Here is a 21,148-nt window from a genome sequence, read left to right as displayed (position 1 = left end):
AAGATTACTTGCGGCTCAGGCTGCCACGGCGGAACAGGTTACGGCGAATGCGCGTCATACCCGGTTTGGGTTTGCGTGGTTCATCCAGGCTGGCAAGCACCAGCTCCAGCACCCGCTCGGCAACATCACGGTGGCGCTGGGCCACGGCAAGCACTGGGCACTCCAGGAAATCCAATAGCTCATGGTCACCAAAGGTGGCAATCGCCAGATCCGCCGGTAAACGCCCACGCTGTTTCAGCGTTACGTCCATCACTCCCTGCAACAGCGAGAATGAGGTGGTAAACAACGCCTGTGGCATCGGATGGGTTTTCAACCATTCCGCGAACAGCACACCGGCTGCTTCACGTTCATAGCTGTTGGCATACAGATAATCCACCTGCCGCTCATCATCCTGCCAGGCCTGACGGAAACCCTGCTCACGCAAGAAGCTGACCGAAAGCTCAGGCAAAGCCCCCAGATACAACACCGACTTGGCGGGGAAAGTGCGTAACTCCTGCGCCAGGGCAAAGGCGTCTTCCTGATCGGCCCCTACCACGCTGATAAAGTGTTCACGATCCAGAGCGCGATCCAACGCGATAATCGGGAAAGGATCGTTAGCCCAGCGTTGATAGAAAGGATGCTCCGGCGGTAACGCCGTGGAGACGATGATCGCATCAACCTGGCGTTGCAGCAGGTGCTCAATGCAGCGCATTTCATTATCCGGCTGATCTTCCGAACAGGCGATCAACAGTTGATAACCGCGCTGACGCGCCTGGCGTTCCAGATAGTTGGCAATGCGGGTATAGCTGGTATTTTCCAGATCCGGGATCACCAGGCCGATAGAACGAGTGCGGCCTGCACGCAGCCCTGCCGCTACGGCATTCGGGTGATAATTGTGCTCCCTGACCACGGCCATCACTTTTTCGACGGTTTTATCGCTGACACGATACTGCTTCGCCTTGCCGTTGATGACATAACTGGCCGTAGTGCGCGAAACGCCTGCGAGACGCGCGATTTCATCCAGTTTCACGTTAACCCCTTTAAATGACTCTCAAAATGACAATGGATCGTGTGGCGTTGTTTACCCCAGGCTTTCAATGTACGGCTAAGCATGCAGCGAACCGAAAGCGGAAGGGTAATGAGTAACCATGATAGTCACTATGGTTATTCAACCCGTAATGGCGATCTAACAGCAGAAAACACGGCCGAGCAACCGCTTTCGCCCAAAGGTGCCAGCAAATGGGCAAAAAATTAAAAAGAAAGGGCGCAGCAAACCTGCCACGCCCCGGATACAGTGCAGAAAACCCGCTATCAGCGCATAATCTTGTCGCCGCGCGACACGCCAACAATCCCCGAGCGGGCCACTTCGACGATTTCCGCTACTTCACGTACGGCGTTGAGAAAGGCGTCCAGCTTGTCGCTGGTCCCCGCCAACTGCACGGTGTAAAGCGACGAGGTGACATCCACAATCTGGCCACGGAAGATATCCGTGCTGCGTTTCACCTCTTCACGACCGTAGCCGCTAGCCTGCAGCTTCACCAGCATGATTTCACGCTCAACGTGAGCCCCTTGCACCAGCTCACTGACGCGTAAAACGTCAACCAGCTTATGCAACTGCTTCTCTATCTGCTCCAGTACCTTTTCATCACCCACCGTCTGGATCGTCATGCGCGACAAGGTTGGATCATCGGTAGGAGCAACCGTCAGGCTTTCGATGTTGTAGCCACGCTGAGAGAACAGCCCGACGACGCGCGACAACGCACCGGATTCGTTTTCCAGTAATACCGATAAGATACGGCGCTTCATCAGGTTCTCTCCGTTTTGCTTAGCCACATTTCGTCCATGCTTCCACCGCGGATCTGCATTGGATAAACATGTTCAGTCTCGTCGACGGTCACATCGACAAACACCAGACGTTCTTTTTCAGCCAGCGCCTGCGCCAACTTGCTTTCAAGCTCATCCGGGGTACGAATGGCGATGCCGACATGGCCATAGGCTTCGGCCAGCTTGACGAAGTCCGGCAAGGAATCCATATAGGACTGTGAATGACGGCCAGAATAGATCATGTCCTGCCACTGCTTCACCATGCCCAGGTAGCGGTTATTCAGGTTGACCACCACCACCGGCAGATTGTACTGCAGAGCCGTGGACAGCTCCTGGATATTCATCTGGATGCTGCCGTCACCGGTGACGCACACTACCGTTTCGTCTGGCAGTGCCAGTTTCACCCCGAGGGCGGCTGGTAAGCCAAAGCCCATGGTGCCCAAGCCACCAGAGTTGATCCAACGGCGCGGTTTATCGAATGGATAATAAAGCGCGGCAAACATCTGGTGCTGGCCAACGTCGGAGGTGACATAGGCATCGCCCTTGGTCAGGCGGTGCAGCGTTTCGATCACTGCCTGAGGTTTGATGGTGCCACTGTCTTTGCTGTAGCCCAGGCAATCACGCGCGCGCCACTGCTCAATGGACTGCCACCAGTCACGCAGCGCATCGAAATCCTGCGCTTTGTCCTCATGCGCCAGCAGTTCCAGCATCTGCGTCAGCACCTGTTTGGCATCGCCAACGATAGGAATATCGGCATCCACCGTTTTGGAAATGGAGGTCGGGTCGATATCGATATGCAGCACCGTGGCATCCGGGCAGTATTTGGCCAGGTTATTGGTCGTGCGATCGTCAAAGCGCACCCCAACGGCAAAAATCACGTCGGAATGATGCATGGTCTTGTTGGCTTCATAGGTGCCGTGCATGCCCAGCATACCGACGCTTTGGCGGTGAGTCCCAGGGAACGCCCCCAGCCCCATCAGCGTACAGGTGACCGGCAGGTTCAGCTTTTCCGCCAGTTGCAGCAACTCTTCATGGCACTCCGAATTGATGGCACCGCCGCCCACGTACATGATCGGCTTTTTTGCCGCCAGAATGGTCTGCAGGGCGCGTTTGATCTGCCCGCGGTGGCCTTGCACCGTCGGGTTGTAGGAACGCATGCTGACGTCCTGCGGATACGCGTAAGGCATTCTTACCGCCGGACCGACGATATCCTTCGGCAGATCGACCACCACTGGGCCAGGGCGGCCGGTAGAAGCCAGGTAAAACGCCTTTTTCAGCACGGAAGGTATGTCTTCGGTACGCTTGACCAGGAAGCTGTGTTTTACCACCGGGCGGGAGATACCCACCATGTCGCACTCCTGGAAGGCATCGTAACCAATCAGCGAGCTTGGCACCTGGCCAGACAGCACCACCATCGGGATGGAATCCATATAAGCGGTGGCGATGCCGGTAATGGCGTTGGTGGCCCCTGGGCCGGAAGTGACCAGCACTACGCCCACTTCACCGGTCGCTCGTGCATAGCCATCGGCCATATGCACCGCCCCTTGCTCGTGGCGCACCAGAATATGATCGATGCCCCCCACCGTGTGCAGGGCATCATAGATATCGAGTACCGCCCCGCCCGGATAGCCGAATACATGCTTAACGCCCTGATCGATCAGCGATCGGACGACCATCTCGGCTCCTGACAATATTTCCATGGGTTTGCCTCCAGGCTTACATAGCTTGCTCTTGTCTGACGCCGGAACGTAGCGCCTGTCCTGTCTGGGGCATGGCCCCAAAAATCTTATGGACGTTTTGGACTCTTAACATAGCGTCAGAATATGGGGCAGGCAAACGGCAAAATGGCTTATCGTGGGCAAGGGTATTGCCATCAGGCTGGAGATGCGCGGCTTGGCAAAACTATGCACTAGCTGAGAGGTTATTCAGCTAGGCATTGTTTTGCATAGTGGGATAATTACAGAACTATATTAGGCAAGCTAATCGGGCGCAGCCTGCGGCGCCCCTACGTACAATGAACCGGTTGAGGGATGTCTATCCCTCATTTTTCCTGATACATGGACTCAATTTCATGCTGGTAACGCTGGAGGATCACCTTGCGGCGCAGTTTCAGGGTCGGAGTCAGTTCCCCCAATTCCATCGAGAAGGCGGCTGGCAGCAGGGTAAATTTCTTCACCTGCTCAAACAGGGCCAACTCTTTTTGCATCTCCCGCAGACGCTTTTCGAACATTTCGATGATATGGCTGTTGCGCAGCAGTTCGAGCCGATCCTGATACTTCAGATTGACCGATTTGGCATACTCTTCCAACGACTCGAAGCTCGGAACGATCAACGCGGAAACAAATTTGCGTGCATCGGCAACGATCGCGACCTGTTCAATAAAGCGATCCTGCGCCAGGGTGCCTTCCAGCATCTGTGGCGCAATGTATTTGCCGCCAGAGGTCTTCATCAGATCCTTCAGCCGCTCGGTAATAAACAGGTTGCCGCCATCGTCGATCATGCCGGCATCGCCGGTTTTCAACCAACCGTCTGCAGTAAAGCTATCGGCCGTCTCCAGCGGTTTATTGAAATAGCCGCGCATCACGATTGGCCCACGCACCTGGATTTCATTTTCATCGCCAATGCGCACTTCCACGCCGGGCAACGGCTTGCCGATCGAACCAAAGCGGAAGTTGTTTTCTTCCCAGCAGGAGACTGTGGCACAGGTTTCCGTCATGCCGTAGCCATATTTGATGTTAATGCCCATCGCCTGGAAGAACAGAATGACGTTGTCATCAAGCTTGGCACCGGCCGCTGGCAAGAAGCGTACCCGCCCCCCCAGGATCCCCCGCAGCTTGCTTAACACCAGTTTGTCAGCCCAGCGGTGAGAGAGGTCGAACAGCTTGCCTAACGGTTTACCAGCCCGCTCCTGAAGGAACTTGCGTTCTCCGCAGACGATGGCCCAGTGGAATAAGGCACGCCGCAGCCAAGGCGCACGAGCGACCTTTTCATGCACCGCACTGAAGATTTTTTCATAAAAGCGTGGCACTGCGCACATCAGGGTCGGTTTGACATCGGCCATAGCTTCCCGCACCCAGTCGGTATTGGGCAGATAAACGTTCTGCGCGCCCGAATGCATGATAAAGAAGCTCCAGGCACGTTCAAACACGTGTGACAGTGGCAGGAAGCTCAGGGAAACGTCATCCGCCGTCACCGTCAGGCGATCGTCATGCAGTTGCAGCTGTGCGGCCATATTGCGGTAGTCAAGCATCACGCCTTTCGGCTCCCCGGTGGTGCCTGAGGTGTAGATAAGGGTGAACAAATCCTGTAAATCGCGCTCGGCAATTCTTTGCTGACGCAGGGCATCGAAGCGCTCGATATCCGCAAGACGTTCGAAATGATGCAGGTGTTGAGCAATCTCACAGCCACGCAAATCGGCTGAAGCATCAAAGACAATAATGTGGGTCAGTTGCGGGCATACGCCACGCAGCGCAATCGCGGCATCCAGCTGTTCCTGCTCGCCGACAAACAGAATGCGGATATCGGCATCGTTAATGATAAATGCCGCCTGAGCCGGGGTGTTGGTGGCATAAAGCGGTACGCTGACCGCCCGCAGTTCGAGGATCGCCAAATCGGCCAACGACCAGGCCATGCTGTTGTTGGCAAAAATTGCGATACGTTCCTGTACCTCAACGCCCAGTGCCAGCAAGGCGCAGGCAATATGTTGCATATGCGCCCCGACTTGCGACCAGGTCAGCCGTGTTTCTCCCTGCGGGGACCACTGACGGAAAGCCGTATGTTCGGCACGGTTAGCAATTTGATGCTGTATACGTTCGACCTGATGGTAATGCTGCAAGGTATTGGTCATAGCGCTCTATGCCTGAAATTAATCAACCAGTTAACCGCGATTGGAGCGGAAGCTCTCACATCTCAGCTTACACGTGTTTACTTTTTTTTCGCAGTCTACCTAGTCTCCGGCTGTGGGAAAAGGGATTTCAGCGTAGAAGTGTGAGCCAAAACGCGCTTGTGCTCATTTCTCTTGATCTTGGACAAAGGGGAGTGCAAAAGGTTTACGCCAAACAGACAAAGTGGGATCGACGACCAGAAGGGAGAGGTGGCAGGTTAAAATAGCGACAGTATCGTTTGGAGCAGAATAGAGTTTCACCCGCTCAAATTAATTAACCCTCGTGGGTCAATGATATTTCCCACGGTGTTATTAACCGGAATTATCTTAGTTTTTATTGAGCCTATTCTTATTATTGTTTCGCGCTATCCATTATCAACCCGACGCACTCGAAAGCGCGCTGGGCCAATAAATCACTAATTAGCGCAATACACCCGCTTGGCTAAGTACAGACTTCATCCACTGATGGCCTTCATCACGCTCGGCAGACTCATGCCAGGAGAGATAACAGGTGGCGGTTTTTCTCTCCCAGGGCAGCGGAATTAATTTTAGCTGCAAGGCTTGCGCGTGCTGCTGGGCAAACCAACGTGGAGCGATTGCTACCATCTCGGTCATGGCAACTAGATTCAATACGCTGAACAGGTCGGTACATTGCTGGGTGACACTGCGTTGTAGGGTTTCGTCCAGATAGTAGGGTTTGCTAAAGGAACAAAAACGCTCTAATGCGATGACGGCATGCTGCTCCGCCAGCATCTGTTTCTGGCTAATGGTACCCACCAGGCGTGGGTGAGACTGCGCGGCAACCAGGGTCAATTCATCATCGAATAAGGCAATGTCCTGAAACTCGGGATGTTCAAGGCGGCTATAGCCAATAACAAACTCGGTCTCCTGATAGCGTAACTGATGCTCGATGTTAGTGCTCATGTAAGACTTGGTCTGTATCTGCACGTTGGGAGCCATGCTCTTGACGTTGTTGATTATTTTGGCTGTCAGACGAATATCTAGCGGGCTGCAGATAGAAAGCACAAAGAGGCGTTCGCTGCTCAGGGCATCAAAGCCAGCGCCTGGCAGCTCATTTTGTACCAGCTGCAGTGCCTGGCGTACCGGGCCAAAAAGTTGGCGGGCGCGCATGGTAGGCTGAATGCCACGGCCGAAGCGGACAAACAGCTCGTCGTTGAACATGATCTTCAAACGCGATACGGCATTGCTGACCGCCGGCTGCGACATCCCTAAGGAATTTGCCGCCTTGGTAATATTCTGCATCTGCATAACTGCATCAAAAACAGTGAGTAAATTAAGATCCACACTGCGCAAATGAATATCACCGTTTTCTTTCCTCAAGACAGTTCCTGAATTATATTCGGACATATCCAAACTCCACTAAGTCCCATGTAGATAATCTCGCTAGCGCGCAGGGGAATAACGGGAAAAGACACGCTACGTTATTCCCACACAGCGAAATTAGTTATCCCTTTTGACTACCCTTGTAAGATAGCAATCGGGCATCATCCTATAAAAATATGTCACAGCGGTGCATATTAGGCATTGCTCGTCGTTAGGTAGCCTTGGCACATCGGTTCGCAACTCGCAGATGGCATACAAACAAAATTGGCAGGCAAAACACCTGAGTTATGGATACCTGTTGGCCCCATCAACCTCTGGATCAGACCATAAAATGAGTTAATGGACAATCATGCAAAAGCAAAATAGGTCTCTTTAGCATCACTTAATTGATTGTAGCCGCTCAGTTCAGCACTAAGAATACGAATAACGAATAGAATAAAGACAACAAATTGACACCATGAATACCAAACCCGCAACGTCAGCATCCCATCAAACCATGTCTGCTGCTTTTTTGCGCCAACGATAAATGTTAACCGTGTAGTGTTGTTAATCAATGCGACAGCGCCACTTTCAAACCATTTATGCTAATAAAACCCCGATCACCTGCGGATTTAGCGCTGACCCTAGGGAGTTTTACCGAGTTTCCAACTGGCGCCATCCCCGCTGGCACCACGCTTTTCAATACCCCTGTTTTAATCAGGTGTTGACATGCCCCGGCCAATAAAGTATCAAATTAGGCAACGAAACAATTTTAGAGAAGCTGACCGCCATGATCCGTACCCACCGTCTACTAGGCCTACTACTAAACGCATCTTATGTGCGCGGTACGCTGGTGGACGGGGTTCAAAGCTGATTCAGCCCATCATCTGCAAAACCCGCGCTACTGCGCGGGTTTTTTTTTACCCGCTTAGCGTGAAACAAACACGACAAGGAACAACACGATGAGCCAACAAGTCATTATTTTCGATACCACATTGCGTGATGGTGAACAGGCGCTGCAGGCGAGCCTGAGCGTTAAAGAAAAAATCCAGATCGCCATGGCGCTGGAAAGAATGGGTGTCGATGTAATGGAAGTCGGCTTCCCAGTCTCCTCCCCTGGGGACTTTGAGTCGGTACAGACCATTGCCCGCCAGATCAAAAACAGCCGCGTTTGTGGTCTGGCACGCTGTGTTGATAACGACATTGACGTCGCTGCCGAAGCATTACGCGTGGCCGAGGCCTTCCGTATTCACGTCTTCCTGGCCACCTCCACCCTGCATATCGAATCCAAATTGAAACGCTCTTTCGATCAGGTGCTGGAAATGGCAGTGCGCTCCGTGAAACGCGCCCGTAACTATACCGATGACGTAGAGTTCTCCTGTGAAGACGCTGGCCGTACCCCCATTGATAATCTGTGCCGCGTGGTAGAAGCCGCCATCAACGCCGGTGCCACTACCATTAATATCCCTGATACCGTTGGCTACACCACGCCCAACCAGTTCGGCGGCATCATCACTACGCTGTACGACCGCGTGCCTAATATTGATAAGGCAATTATCTCTGTCCACTGCCACGACGATTTGGGCATGGCCGTGGGTAACTCTATCGCAGCCGTCCAGGCCGGTGCCCGCCAGGTAGAAGGCACCTTGAACGGCATCGGCGAACGTGCCGGTAACTGTTCACTGGAAGAAGTGATCATGGCCATCAAGGTCCGTCAGGACTTTATGCAGGTGCACACCAATATCAATCATCAGGAAATCTACCGTACCAGCCAGTTGGTCAGCCAACTGTGCAATATGCCCATCCCGGCCAACAAGGCCATCGTCGGTTCCAACGCCTTCGCTCACTCTTCCGGTATCCACCAGGACGGCGTGCTGAAAAACCGCGAGAACTACGAAATCATGACCCCACAGACCATCGGTCTGAAAGATGTCCAGTTGAACCTGACCTCCCGTTCCGGCCGCGCGGCGGTAAAACACCGCATGGAAGAGATGGGCTACAAGGAGCAGGATTACAATCTGGACGTGTTGTATGCGGCTTTCCTGAAGCTGGCCGACAAGAAAGGCCAGGTGTTTGACTACGATTTGGAAGCCCTGGCATTTATCAACAAGCAGCAGGAAGAGCCTGAGCATTTCAGCCTGGAATACTTCAGCGTGCAGTCTGGCAGCAGCATTATGGCTACCGCCTCGGTCAAACTGAAATGTGGCGACGAAGAGAAGTCCGAAGCCGCCACGGGCAACGGTCCGGTCGATGCAGTTTATCAAGCCATCAACCGTATTACCGACTACCCGATTGAGCTGGTGAAATACCAACTGACCGCCAAGGGCCAGGGCCGCGACGCGCTGGGTCAGGTTGATATCGTGGTGTCTTACAATGGCCGCCGCTTCCATGGCGTGGGCCTGGCAACCGATATTGTGGAATCCTCTGCCAAGGCGATGATCCACGTATTGAATAATATCTGGCGCTCTCAGCAAGTAGAAAAAGAAAAGCAGCGCTTGCAGCAAACCAAACATCAAAATAATCAGGAAACGGTGTGAACATGACTAAGACTTACCACATTGCCGTCTTGCCCGGAGACGGGATCGGCCCGGAAGTAATGGCTCAGGCCCATAAAGTGTTAGATGCAGTGCGCCAACGCTTTGGTATCCGCATCACTACCAGTGAATATGACGTCGGTGGCATTGCCATCGATCGCCACAGCACCCCATTACCCGCAGCGACCGTTGCCGGCTGCGAGCAGGCCGATGCCATCCTGTTCGGCTCGGTGGGCGGCCCCAAATGGGAGCACCTGCCACCGGCAGAGCAGCCGGAGCGTGGTGCGCTGCTGCCGCTGCGTAAGCACTTCAAACTGTTCAGCAACCTGCGCCCTGCCCGCCTGTACCAAGGGCTGGAAGATTTTTGCCCACTGCGTGCCGATATTGCCGCACGTGGCTTCGACATTCTGTGCGTACGTGAGTTAACCGGCGGTATTTACTTCGGCCAACCCAAAGGCCGTGAAGGCCAGGGCATGCATGAGCGCGCCTTTGATACCGAGGTCTACCACCGCTTTGAGATCGAACGCATCGCCCGTATCGCCTTCGAGTCCGCCCGCAAACGCCGCAATATCGTCACCTCGATTGATAAAGCCAACGTGTTGCAAAGCTCCATCCTGTGGCGTGAAGTCGTGACTCAGGTCGCCAAGGACTATCCGGACGTGTCGCTGTCGCATATGTATATCGACAACGCCACCATGCAGTTAATCAAAGACCCGTCCCAGTTCGACGTGTTGCTGTGCTCCAACCTGTTCGGCGACATCCTGTCGGACGAATGCGCCATGATCACCGGCTCGATGGGCATGCTGCCTTCTGCCAGCCTGAACGAACAAGGCTTTGGCCTGTACGAACCCGCCGGTGGTTCAGCACCTGACATCGCGGGCAAAAACATTGCCAACCCGATCGCGCAAATTCTGTCTGCCACCCTGCTGCTGCGTTACAGCCTGGGCGCCGATGAAGCCGCAGATGCGATCGAGCGCGCCATTAATCAGGCGTTGGAGCAGGGCTACCGTACCGCCGATCTGGCAGGTGCCGGCAAAGCTATCGGCACCAATGAAATGGGCGATATCATTGCCCGTTTCGTGGCTGAGGGGGCGTAATCATGGCCAAGACCTTATATCAGAAATTATACGATGCCCACGTAGTGCATGAAGCGCCAAACGAGACGCCGCTGCTGTACATCGATCGTCATCTGGTGCATGAAGTGACCTCCCCACAGGCCTTCGACGGCCTGCGTGCCATGGGGCGCAAAGTGCGTCAACCGGGCAAGACCTTTGCCACCATGGATCACAACGTTTCGACCCAGACCAAAGACATCAACGCCAGCGGCGAGATGGCCCGCATTCAGATGCAGGAGCTGATCAAGAACTGCGCAGAGTTCGGCGTCTCACTGTATGACCTGAACCACCCCTTCCAGGGCATTGTGCACGTTATCGGCCCTGAGCAAGGCATGACGCTGCCGGGCATGACCATCGTCTGTGGCGACTCCCATACCGCCACGCACGGTGCCTTTGGCTCGCTGGCGTTCGGTATCGGTACTTCGGAAGTGGAACACGTGCTGGCAACCCAAACCCTGAAGCAGGGCCGCGCCAAGACGATGAAGATTGAAGTCACCGGCGATGCCGCAGAAGGTATCACCGCCAAAGATATCGTGCTGGCCGTGATCGGCAAAAGCGGCAGCGCTGGCGGTACTGGCCACGTCGTTGAATTCTGTGGCAAAGCTATCGAAGCGTTGAGCATGGAAGGCCGCATGACGCTGTGCAACATGGCGATTGAGATGGGTGCCAAAGCGGGCCTGGTTGCGCCAGACGACACCACCTTCAATTACCTGAAAGGCCGCCAGTTCGCTCCTACCGGGGAAAACTGGGAGCAGGCCGTGGCCTACTGGCGCACCATGAAGTCCGACGCCGAAGCCAAATTTGATACCACCATCACCCTGCGGGCGGAAGATATCGCACCACAGGTGACCTGGGGCACCAACCCTGGGCAGGTTATCGCGGTCGATCAGGCGATCCCAACCCCTGATTCCTTTAGCGATCCGGTGGAACGTGCCTCGGCTGAAAAAGCGTTGGCCTATATGGATCTGAAACCCGGCATCAAACTGACTGACGTCGCAATCGACAAAGTGTTTATCGGCTCTTGCACCAATTCACGCATCGAAGATCTGCGCGCAGCCGCCGCCATTGCCAAAGGCCGTAAAGTGGCCGCAGGCGTGCAGGCGATTGTGGTGCCTGGCTCCGGCCCGGTGAAAGCGCAGGCGGAAGAGGAAGGTCTGGACAAGATCTTTATCGAAGCCGGTTTCGAATGGCGTCTGCCAGGCTGCTCCATGTGCCTGGCAATGAACAACGACCGTCTGAACCCTGGCGAACGCTGTGCCTCAACCAGCAACCGTAACTTCGAAGGGCGTCAGGGCCGGGGTGGGCGTACCCATCTGGTCAGCCCGGCGATGGCCGCCGCTGCTGCCGTTACCGGCCATTTTGCCGACATCCGTGAATTGCACTAAGGAGCACCAGCGTGGCTAAATTTACTCAACATACCGGCTTAGTGGTGCCTCTGGACGCGGCCAACGTCGATACCGACGCCATTATCCCTAAGCAGTTTCTGCAGAAAGTCACCCGCACCGGTTTCGGCCAGCACCTGTTCAACGACTGGCGCTTCCTGGACGATGCGGGTCAGCAGCCAAATCCTGAGTTTGTGCTGAACCTTCCGCGCTATAAAGGGGCCAGCATCCTGTTAGCCCGGGAAAACTTTGGCTGTGGCTCATCCCGTGAGCACGCACCATGGGCACTGACCGATTACGGCTTCAAGGTGGTGATTGCACCAAGCTTTGCGGATATCTTTTACGGCAACTCGTTCAACAACCAGCTGCTGCCGGTCACGCTGAGCGAGCAGGATGTGGATACGCTGTTTAAGTTAGTGGCAGAGCACGAAGGCACGGAGTTTGTGGTCGATCTGGAAAACCAGACGGTGAATGCCGGGGGCAAAAGCTACCCGTTTGAGATCGACAGCTTCCGCCGCCACTGCATGATTAACGGTTTGGACAGCATTGGCCTGACGTTGCAGCACGAAGCGGAAATTTCCCGCTACGAGGCGCAGCAACCGGCGTTTCTGAACTGATATCACTTAGGGGCGCAGCTCGCTGCGCCCTTCTAGATTTCTTCTAAATCACCAATAACCCAGCCACTTCCACCATACTCCCCCGATCAGTGCCCAGATCAGCAGGTTGACTACACTCATGATAAAGCCGGTTTTCCACCATTCCCCCAGGGTGGCATAGCCCGATCCAAAGATGATCGGCGCGGTACCGGTGGCATAATGGGTTAACGACATCATCAGTGAAGACGAGAAGGCCAGGATCAGGCCAAGCAGAGCCGGAGGCGCACCAAGGGCAATACCTGCGGCAAAGAACGCGGCGAACATGGCGGTCACGTGCGCGGTGGTACTGGCGAAGAAGTAATGCGAATAGAGATAGACGAGCGTTAGCAGAATGGTCCCCCCGACCCAGCTCATCCCCATATGATCGATACCCGAACCTACCGTTTGTGACAGCCAGGCAATCAGGCCCAGTTTGCCGAGGAAGGTCGCCATCATCACCAAGGCGGCAAACCAGACCACGGTATCCCAGGCCCCTTTGTGCTTCAGCACGTCGTCCCAGCTCAGTACGCCGGTTGCCAGCAGGATCGCCAAACCAATCACCGCAGCCGTCGTTGGGTTAACCGCCAGTGCGGGGCCAAAAATCATCGCCGGAACCCCGGCCCACAGCACCAGCAACAGGGCAAACACGCCCAGCGTGATTTTCTCTGGCAGGGTTATCCGCCCCAGAGTTTGCAGTTTATCTTTCGCAAACAGTGGCGCATCTGGGGTGCTTTTGATTTCCGGTGGATACAGCAGATAAACCACCAGCGGCATGACGATCAACGAACAGATTGCCGGTACCAGCGCCGCTACCGCCCACATGCCCCAGGTGAGTTCGAACTCGGAACCGGCCCCTTTGGCGATCAGATTGACAATCAGCGGGTTAGGCGCAGTTGCGGTGATAAACATCGCCGAGGTGATCGGGTTGATGTTGTAGTTCACCAGCGAGAGATAGCGGCCAATCTTGCCGGAGGTATTCAGCTCGGGCTTGGAGCCAAAGCTGTCCGCTATCGATTTCATTATCGGGTGAATGATCCCGCCGCCACGGGCGGTATTACTCGGCGTCACCGGGGCCAGCACGGTTTCCGCCAGGGTTAACGCATAGGCGATCCCCAGCGTTTTTTTGCCAAACAGCGAGATAAAGTAGTAGCCAATGCGCGATCCCAGGCCGGTTTTATTCAGGCTCAGGGAGATCATGATCGAGAAACCGATCAACCAGATGAGTTGATTGGAGAACCCACTCAGTGCATCGTCCAGCGCGGCCCCCGGCTTGCCAGGGTTGGTCACTCCGGTCACGGCCACCAGCGCAATGGCAATGATGGATACGGCGCCGATCGGCATCGCCTTGCCGATAATGGCAATGATGGTCCCAATAAACAGCGCCAGCAAATGCCAGGCATTCGGTGCCACCCCTTCGGGAACAGGGATCACAAACCAGATCAGCAGAGCGACGATAACGGCACAGAGGGAGGGAACAGGTTTGAGCGGCGTTAGTTTATCCATAACATACCCACTTTTATCAACGGGATCGGCATCTCAATAGCAAGATGGATAAGAGCGTGAAGCTCACGCTCTGAGTCCGTTTATCTTAGTGAGAATGGAGCAGTTTTCTCAATGATATGTATCAACTAACCGGGTGTTACAGCTCACACTTCGCGAACTTTGGCACACATCCACAGCGCCAGGATGGCAAGCAGGGTAATCAGGTAGTAAACCGCATAGTGCCCAAAGTTTTCCACCAGCGCGCCTTGCAGTACACCGGCCAGGATCACTCCGGTCGAAATGCTGTTGGTAAACATAGTGGTCGCGGCACCGGGCCGCCCCGGCATCAGATCCTGAAAATACAACATGCCGATCCCGGCAACGATGCCAATAAACACCGCATTGAACAACTGCAATACCATCAGGGCCGACTGGAACTTGAACAGCACCAACCCGGCATAAAACAGTACGCCTGCCGCCACCGCAAACAGCATCATATTGCGTTTGCCAAAGCGTTTGACGTAATAACCCGCCAGCAGCATAGCCGGAATTTCCAGCCCGGCGGCGGTCCCCATCAGCCAACCTGCCAGCCGTTCTGGCAAGCCCAGGTCGGCAGTGATATACAGTGGCATATCGATGATATACATGGTGTTGCAGGTCCACATCAGCATCGAAGCCACAAACAGCAGGCGCACATCGGGATCGCGCCAGGCGCTGATTGGCGCGATAGGCGGAGAATCTACGCTGATCTCAACGTTGGCACGGGGCACCGAAGGCAATATCAGCCACACCAGCAGCACGCTGACGACAAAAATCCCCGCCGCAATTATAAACATCACGGTAAAGCCGTAGTTCAGTGCCAGCATAAACGACAGCGGCGGGCCGATCACCCAGGCCAGTGAAAGCTGAGCGCGCATCACCGAACTGAACATCACTACTTCACGTGCCGAGCTGTCCGCATACTCACGCGCCAGGGCAAAAATCTGCGGCATGGCGGTATTGGCAATCGCGGCCAGCAATACACCAGCAGTGATCAAGGTCAGATAATCACGGTTGAACGCAAACAACAGGCTATTGCCCACCGCCATGGCACAGCACACCAGGATCAGCTTGCGCCGATCCCCACGGGTATCCGAGCGCTTGGCCAACAGGAAGCTGACGGCAATCCCGGCGATGGCATTCACGGTATAGAACATACCCACCCATAGCGGGCGCACCTTTACCTCGGTGGTCAAAAACAGGCTCAGCGTGGGAGCTTGCAGTGCTCCGGCAATGCCGGTCAGGAAGGCTATCAGCAGGAAGGCGGCAAAAACGGGATTAAAACGGCGCGGCAACCAGCGTCTGAAACTCATGGCGATATCCCTATCCAGAAATAAAGAAGGCTATGCTACAGAAGGAAAATTGCCGAAGGAAGTAAAGACGGCAGATAAAAATGCCAGTGGGTGTTACCCCACTGGCTGGTGAAAAGCACCATTACTCAGAAACACTTTTGCGGTGAACGTCAGATACGCTCACGGTATTGCTTGTCGCTCAGCGTGGCGATGTCCCACTGGGTCAAGTGGGCCAGCATCTCCAGCCGCGCCTGTTCAGGTACCACCCGCAGCCAATCTGCCTGCTGGCGGCGGATCGCGGTGAAATAACGCTGATAAAACTGTTTAGTTAACAGAACCGTCATTTGTTATCCCTCCGCTGATTCAACTGCCCTCATTATCGGCGTAATATAGGGAAAGATAAATTGACGACTTGATGCCAGAGAGTTCCTCTTTTATGTCCACCTCACGCCTGCAACAACAGTTCATCCGCCTGTGGCAACGCTGCCATGGCCGAACCACCGAAACCACGCTGCAAGAGTTGGCGGAGGTGCTCAGTTGTTCCCGCCGCCACGTTCGTTCGCTACTGGGAGCCATGCAGCACGAGGGCTGGCTGACCTGGCAGGCCGAATCCGGCCGGGGTAAGCGTTCGCAGCTCAGCTTTCATTACACCGGATTGGCACTGCAACAACAACGCGCCGAGGAACTGCTGGAACAGGATCGCATCGACCAACTGGTCCAACTGGTGGGCGATAAAGACGTGGTGCGCCAAATGCTGCTTTCCCAGCTGGGGCGTAGCTTCCGCCAGGGGAAACATATCCTGCGCGTGCTTTACTATCGTCAGCTTTACAACCTGTTGCCCGGCTCGGCACTGCGCCGTTCAGAAACCCACCTGGCAAGACAGATTTTCAACGGCCTGACGCGGGTAAACGAGGAAAACGGGGAACTGGATCCGGATCTTTCGCATCATTGGCAAACGATCACCCCTTTGCACTGGCGCTTTTATCTACGTCCGGCGATCCATTTTCACCATGGCCGTGAGCTGGAAATGGAAGATGTGATCCATTCGCTCAATCGCCTGATCCCACAACCGCTATTTTCACATATCGACAGGATCGACTCGCCTACGCCCTATGTCATCGATGTGCATCTGCACACGCCGGACTACTGGCTGCCCTGGCTGCTGAGTAGCGTACATGCCATGATCCTGCCGCGCGAATGGCAGAGTTTGCCGGACTTTGCTCGCCATCCGATCGGCACCGGCCCCTATCGCGTGATACACAACAACCAAAGCCAGATGAAAATCCATGCCTTTGACGACTACTTTGGCTATCGTGCCCTGATCGATGAGGTCAACATCTGGGTATTACCGGAAATCACCGAAGAGCTGGCGCACTCCGGCGTCCAGCTGCAGGGGGATGATACCGGTAGGAACGAGCTGGAAAGCCGCCTGGAAGAAGGCTGTTATTTTCTGCTATTCGACCAGCGTTCGGCACTGGCGGCCGATCCGGAAATCCGCAGTTGGCTAAGCGAACTGATCAACCCGATCGCGCTGCTGAGCCACGCCGGGCCGCTCTACCAGCGTTACTGGGCTCCGGCCTATGGCATTCTCCCGCGCTGGTTGCATAACCGCGTATTGGGGCAGCAGCCCAAGCCTGCAGGCTTAACAGAATTGACTCTGACCTTCTACAGCGAACACTCCGAGTTCCATGCGATCAAGCAGGCTATCGCCTCTCTACTGGCCGAGCAGGGCATCAAACTCAATGTGCAGGTTGTGGATTATGAAGCCTGGCATAAGGGCAAAGCACAAAGCGATCTGTGGTTAGGCAGCGCCAACTTCACCCTGCCGCTGGAGTTTTCTCTGTTTGCCACGTTGTATGAACTACCGTTGATCCAACACTGTCTGACGGAGGATATCGCGCAGGATGCCGCTCAGTGGCGGGAAAATAGCCTGTCCATGGCCGAGTTTTGCCAGCGCCTGGTCAGCAGCCATCAGTTGCATCCGTTATTCCACCACTGGCTGCAACTGCATGGTCAACGCAGCATGCGTGGGGTTCGGATGAATACTCTCGGCTGGTTCGATTTTAAATCTGCCTGGTTTGCGCCGCCGGAAGCATAATCGCCTTTCACCCACGCCGCTAAGCCTCTACAATAGCGCCGACTCAACGGGGTGCGGAGAACCCGCCAATTTTTGGCCAACGGTTTTCCGCTGAGAGCACACCCGTCGAACCTGATCCGGTCAATACCGGCGGAGGGATTTGAGCATGGCGCGTTAACCCTTGTTAACCCAGTCCTCAGATACCTTTGCCCCTTTATTATTAGGAGTGCAAAGTGGTCAAAAAATACCTGCCCTGTTTATTACTGCTAGCGGCGATGCCCGTCCTGGCCAAGCCAACGCTGACGGTCTACACCTACGACTCTTTCGCTGCCGACTGGGGCCCAGGCCCGGTGATAAAAAAAGCCTTTGAGGCCGAATGTGACTGCGAATTGAAATTCGTGGCGCTGGAAGACGGCGTGTCGTTACTCAATCGCCTGAGAATGGAAGGCAAGAACAGCGCCGCCGACGTGGTTTTGGGCCTGGACAACAACCTGCTGCAAGCCGCGCAGCAAACCGATCTGTTCTCCGCCAGCCAAGTCGATACTAGCAAGCTCACGGTTCCCGGTGGTTGGCACAACCAGACTTTCGTTCCCTACGACTATGGCTACTTTGCTTTCGTCTACAACAAAGACAAGCTGAAGAACCCGCCGACCAGCCTGAAAGAGTTGGTGAGCAGCGATCGCCCCCTGAAGATCATCTATCAGGATCCACGCACCAGCACTCCTGGCCTTGGCCTGCTGCTCTGGATGCAGAAAGTGTATGGCGACGAGGCACCGCTTGCCTGGCAACAGTTGGCGAAGAAAACCGTCACCGTGACCAAAGGTTGGAGTGAAGCCTACGGCCTGTTCCTGAAAGGGGAAGGCGACATGGTACTGAGCTACACCACCTCCCCCGCCTACCATCTGATCGAAGAGAAAAAAGACCTCTATGCGGCGGCCAACTTCAGTGAAGGCCACTACCTGCAAATCGAAGTCGCTGGCAAGCTAAAGGCCAGCAAACAGCCAGAACTGGCCGAACGCTTCATGCAGTTTATGGTCTCCCCGGCCTTCCAGAACACCATTCCCACTGGCAACTGGATGTACCCGGTGATCAAGACGGAACTGCCCGCCGGTTTCGAACAGATGACCGTGCCGCAAACGGCATTGCAATTCAGCGCCGAGGAAGTGGCACAACAGCGTGGTAACTGGATCCGAGCATGGCAAACCGCCGTCAGCCACTGATCCCCCGCTGGTTATGGCCGGGGCTGATGGCCGCCGGTCTGATCCTGTTGATCGCGTTGGCGGCCATGGGCTCGCTGTGGCGTCATGCGCCCGAGAGCGATTGGCGCAGCCTGTGGCAAGACAGCTACCTGTGGCACGTGGTGCGCTTTACCTTTTGGCAGGCGCTACTCTCCGCCGTAATCTCGGTGGTGCCTGCCATCTGGTTGGCCAGGGCACTGTACCGGCGGCGCTTCCCTGGCCGCAACCTGCTGCTGCGCCTGTGCGCCATGACGCTGGTGCTGCCGGTGCTGGTGGCGGTGTTTGGCATGCTGAGCGTCTACGGCAGGCAAGGCTGGCTGGCAACGCTGTGTGGTTGGCTGGGCGTGAACTACAGTTTTTCGCCTTATGGCCTGCAAGGTATTCTGCTGGCACATCTGTTCTTTAATATGCCTCTGGCCACCCGCCTGCTGCTACAGGCGCTGGAGAACATTCCCACCGAGCAGCGACAACTGGCCGCACAGCTGGGGATGAACGGCTGGCAGCAGTTCCGCTTTGTGGAATGGCCTGCGTTACGCCGCCAGATCCTGCCCAGCGGCGCACTGGTGTTTATGCTGTGTTTTGCCAGCTTTGCAACCGTGCTGTCGTTGGGCGGCGGGCCACAGGCCACCACCATAGAGCTGGCGATCTATCAGGCCTTGAGTTACGACTACGATCTCAGCCGCGCTGCGCTGCTGGCGCTGATCCAACTGGCTTGCTGCCTGGGGCTGGTAGTACTCAGCCAGCGTTTGAGCCAGGCGCTGCCGGTTGGCCATACCCACGCCCAGCGCTGGCGCGATCCGCAGGACAGCCTGGGGCGGCGCCTTAGCGATACGCTATTCATTGCCGCAGCGCTATTACTGCTGTTGCCCCCGTTGCTGGCGGTGATCATCGACGGTGCCAACCAAACGCTGGTCACCGTGCTGCAACAGCCAATTCTCTGGCAGGCTCTTTTCACCTCGCTGCGCATCGCTCTCGGTGCGGGAATTTTGTGCGTGGTATTGACCATGATGCTGCTATGGAGCAGCCGTGAACTGAAGCTGCGGCAACGGGCCGCCTGGGGCCAAACGCTGGAACTGAGCGGCATGGTGATCCTGGCGATGCCGGGTATTGTGCTGGCTACCGGTTTCTTCCTGCTGCTGAGCGATACCACTGGGCTGCCGCAGTCGCCTTATGCGCTGGTGATCCTCACCAATGCGTTGATGGCGATACCCTACGCGCTGAAAGTGCTGGAAAATCCGATGCGCGATCTGGCCGAGCGTTATAATCCGCTATGCTTGTCGCTGGATATCCACGGCTGGCAGCGGTTGCGCTGGATCGAGCTGAAAGCGCTGCAACGCCCGCTGGCGCAAGCACTGGCCTTTGCCTGCGTGCTGTCGATTGGCGATTTCGGCGTGGTAGCACTGTTCGGCAATGAGCAGTTCCGTACTCTGCCTTTTTATCTCTATCAGCAGATTGGCGCATATCGCAGCAACGACGGGGCCGTGACCGCCCTGCTGCTACTGCTGCTCTGTTTCCTGCTGTTTACCCTGATTGAACGTTTACCGGGCCGCCATGCTGACGCTTGAAAAACTGACCTATCTGTACGAACACCTGCCGATGCGTTTTGACCTGCGCATTCAGCCGGGAGAACACGTTGCGGTGCTGGGCCCTAGCGGCGCAGGCAAAAGTACCTTGCTCAGCCTGATCGCCGGTTTTCTACCGGCGGCCAGCGGCAAACTGTGGCTCAACGGTAGCGATCATACCGCTTCACCACCTGCCAAACGCCCGGTGTCGATGCTGTTTCAGGAAAACAACCTGTTTGCCCACCTGACGGTCAGGCAAAACATCGGCCTGGGGCTGGATCCTGGGCTGCGCCTAACCGCCGCACAGCAGGAACAACTGGCACAGATTGCCCAACAGGTCGGATTGGAGGGGCATCTGCAGCGCCTGCCGTCACAGCTTTCCGGCGGGCAACGGCAACGGGCAGCCTTGGCGCGTTGCCTGATCCGCCAGCAGCCGATCCTACTGCTCGACGAACCTTTCTCTGCACTCGATCCGGCACTGCGCAGTGAGATGCTGCAACTGCTGCAAAACGTCTGCGACCAGCGCCAACTCACGCTGCTGATGGTTTCACACAATCTGGAGGATGCCGCCCGCATCGCTCCGCGTACCTTGCTGGTCGTGGATGGCCGGATTTATTACGACGGCCCGACACAGGCGTTGGTAAGCGGTAGTGCACCGGAAGCCAAGGTGTTGGGTATTCCGGTTAAACCGTGATCTACCACGCGTTTTTTATGCTGAACCAATAAACCTGTTGTGCGAATTTTGCACCTGTGGTTTTATAAAATTCTGTTTTTTTACTACTG

16 protein-coding genes and 1 riboswitch are annotated in these 21,148 nt (G+C 55.5%); of the genes, 8 read left to right on the top strand and 8 right to left on the bottom strand.

Annotated features, from left to right (window positions below; translation table 11 throughout):
• Nucleotides 1-4: 4 nt before the first annotated feature.
• From cra to leuO, 5 genes are all read right to left on the bottom strand, one after another.
• Nucleotides 5-1,009, bottom strand: coding sequence for a catabolite repressor/activator (gene cra / locus WN53_RS12005; protein WP_021179314.1), 1,005 nt, complete (start codon nt 1,007-1,009; stop codon nt 5-7).
• Nucleotides 1,010-1,290: 281 nt separating this feature from the next.
• Nucleotides 1,291-1,785, bottom strand: coding sequence for an acetolactate synthase small subunit (gene ilvN / locus WN53_RS12000; RefSeq protein WP_021179312.1), 495 nt, complete (start codon nt 1,783-1,785; stop codon nt 1,291-1,293).
• Complete coding sequence (ilvI, locus tag WN53_RS11995; protein WP_024483536.1) at nt 1,785-3,503, bottom strand: acetolactate synthase 3 large subunit; 1,719 nt, start codon at nt 3,501-3,503, stop codon at nt 1,785-1,787. Before ilvI ends, ilvN begins: the two co-directional genes overlap by 1 nt.
• Nucleotides 3,504-3,844: 341 nt before the next feature.
• Nucleotides 3,845-5,650 (bottom strand): AMP-dependent synthetase/ligase, encoded by a 1,806-nt coding sequence (locus tag WN53_RS11990; RefSeq protein ID WP_024483537.1) that lies wholly within the window; start codon nt 5,648-5,650, stop codon nt 3,845-3,847.
• Between the two features lie 456 nt (nt 5,651-6,106).
• Entirely contained in the window at nt 6,107-7,054 is a 948-nt protein-coding gene (gene leuO / locus WN53_RS11985) for a transcriptional regulator LeuO (RefSeq protein ID WP_024483538.1), read from the bottom strand.
• A gap of 917 nt (nt 7,055-7,971) precedes the next feature.
• On the opposite strand from leuO, the gene leuA reads away from it, so the two are divergent.
• Genes leuA through leuD form a run of 4 tightly spaced genes read left to right on the top strand, consistent with a single transcriptional unit; the run spans nt 7,972 to nt 12,657 of the window.
• Nucleotides 7,972-9,546 carry a 2-isopropylmalate synthase gene (leuA, locus tag WN53_RS11980; RefSeq protein ID WP_021179308.1) on the top strand — a complete coding sequence of 525 codons (1,575 nt, stop codon included), beginning with the start codon at nt 7,972-7,974 and terminating at the stop codon, nt 9,544-9,546.
• 2 nt (nt 9,547-9,548) lie between these two features.
• Nucleotides 9,549-10,640, top strand: a complete 1,092-nt coding sequence (leuB, locus tag WN53_RS11975) for a 3-isopropylmalate dehydrogenase (protein ID WP_024483539.1) — start codon at nt 9,549-9,551, stop codon at nt 10,638-10,640.
• 2 nt (nt 10,641-10,642) lie between these two features.
• Nucleotides 10,643-12,043, top strand: coding sequence for a 3-isopropylmalate dehydratase large subunit (leuC, locus tag WN53_RS11970; RefSeq protein ID WP_024483540.1), 1,401 nt, complete (start codon nt 10,643-10,645; stop codon nt 12,041-12,043).
• A gap of 11 nt (nt 12,044-12,054) precedes the next feature.
• Nucleotides 12,055-12,657: a 3-isopropylmalate dehydratase small subunit gene (leuD, locus tag WN53_RS11965; RefSeq protein WP_024483541.1), complete on the top strand. Its 603-nt coding sequence runs from the start codon at nt 12,055-12,057 to the stop codon at nt 12,655-12,657.
• Nucleotides 12,658-12,705: 48 nt separating this feature from the next.
• Here the strand turns inward: leuD and WN53_RS11960 are convergent, their stop codons facing one another.
• From WN53_RS11960 to sgrT, 3 genes are all read right to left on the bottom strand, one after another.
• A complete protein-coding gene (locus WN53_RS11960) occupies nt 12,706-14,178 on the bottom strand; it encodes a DASS family sodium-coupled anion symporter (RefSeq protein ID WP_024483542.1) in 1,473 nt (490 codons plus the stop codon).
• Nucleotides 14,179-14,321: 143 nt separating this feature from the next.
• The gene (locus WN53_RS11955) at nt 14,322-15,509 is read right to left on the bottom strand and encodes a sugar efflux transporter (RefSeq protein WP_024483543.1); all 1,188 of its coding nucleotides are present in this window, start codon (nt 15,507-15,509) and stop codon (nt 14,322-14,324) included.
• A gap of 149 nt (nt 15,510-15,658) precedes the next feature.
• The gene (gene sgrT / locus WN53_RS27270) at nt 15,659-15,832 is read right to left on the bottom strand and encodes a glucose uptake inhibitor SgrT (RefSeq protein WP_071784940.1); all 174 of its coding nucleotides are present in this window, start codon (nt 15,830-15,832) and stop codon (nt 15,659-15,661) included.
• Between the two features lie 92 nt (nt 15,833-15,924).
• Here sgrT and sgrR point away from each other — a divergent pair, with 92 nt between their 5' ends.
• The 4 genes from sgrR (at nt 15,925) to thiQ (ending at nt 21,059) form a co-directional block, all read left to right on the top strand.
• Nucleotides 15,925-17,586, top strand: a complete 1,662-nt coding sequence (gene sgrR / locus WN53_RS11950; RefSeq protein ID WP_024483544.1) for an HTH-type transcriptional regulator SgrR — start codon at nt 15,925-15,927, stop codon at nt 17,584-17,586.
• Between the two features lie 37 nt (nt 17,587-17,623).
• Nucleotides 17,624-17,742, top strand: a riboswitch (TPP riboswitch).
• Between the two features lie 56 nt (nt 17,743-17,798).
• The gene (gene thiB / locus WN53_RS11945; RefSeq protein ID WP_024483545.1) at nt 17,799-18,785 is read left to right on the top strand and encodes a thiamine ABC transporter substrate binding subunit; all 987 of its coding nucleotides are present in this window, start codon (nt 17,799-17,801) and stop codon (nt 18,783-18,785) included.
• Complete coding sequence (thiP, locus tag WN53_RS11940; protein ID WP_024483546.1) at nt 18,761-20,368, top strand: thiamine/thiamine pyrophosphate ABC transporter permease ThiP; 1,608 nt, start codon at nt 18,761-18,763, stop codon at nt 20,366-20,368. The genes thiB and thiP overlap by 25 nt, the downstream gene beginning before the upstream one ends.
• On the top strand, nt 20,355-21,059 hold the full coding sequence (gene thiQ / locus WN53_RS11935; protein ID WP_024483547.1) for a thiamine ABC transporter ATP-binding protein ThiQ: 705 nt from the start codon (nt 20,355-20,357) through the stop codon (nt 21,057-21,059). The genes thiP and thiQ overlap by 14 nt, the downstream gene beginning before the upstream one ends.
• Nucleotides 21,060-21,148 lie beyond the last annotated feature (89 nt).

Origin of the sequence: Serratia fonticola, assembly GCF_001006005.1 — a bacterium.
Lineage (GTDB): Bacteria > Pseudomonadota > Gammaproteobacteria > Enterobacterales > Enterobacteriaceae > Chania > Chania fonticola.
This window is presented reverse-complemented; position numbering and strand designations above follow the sequence as displayed.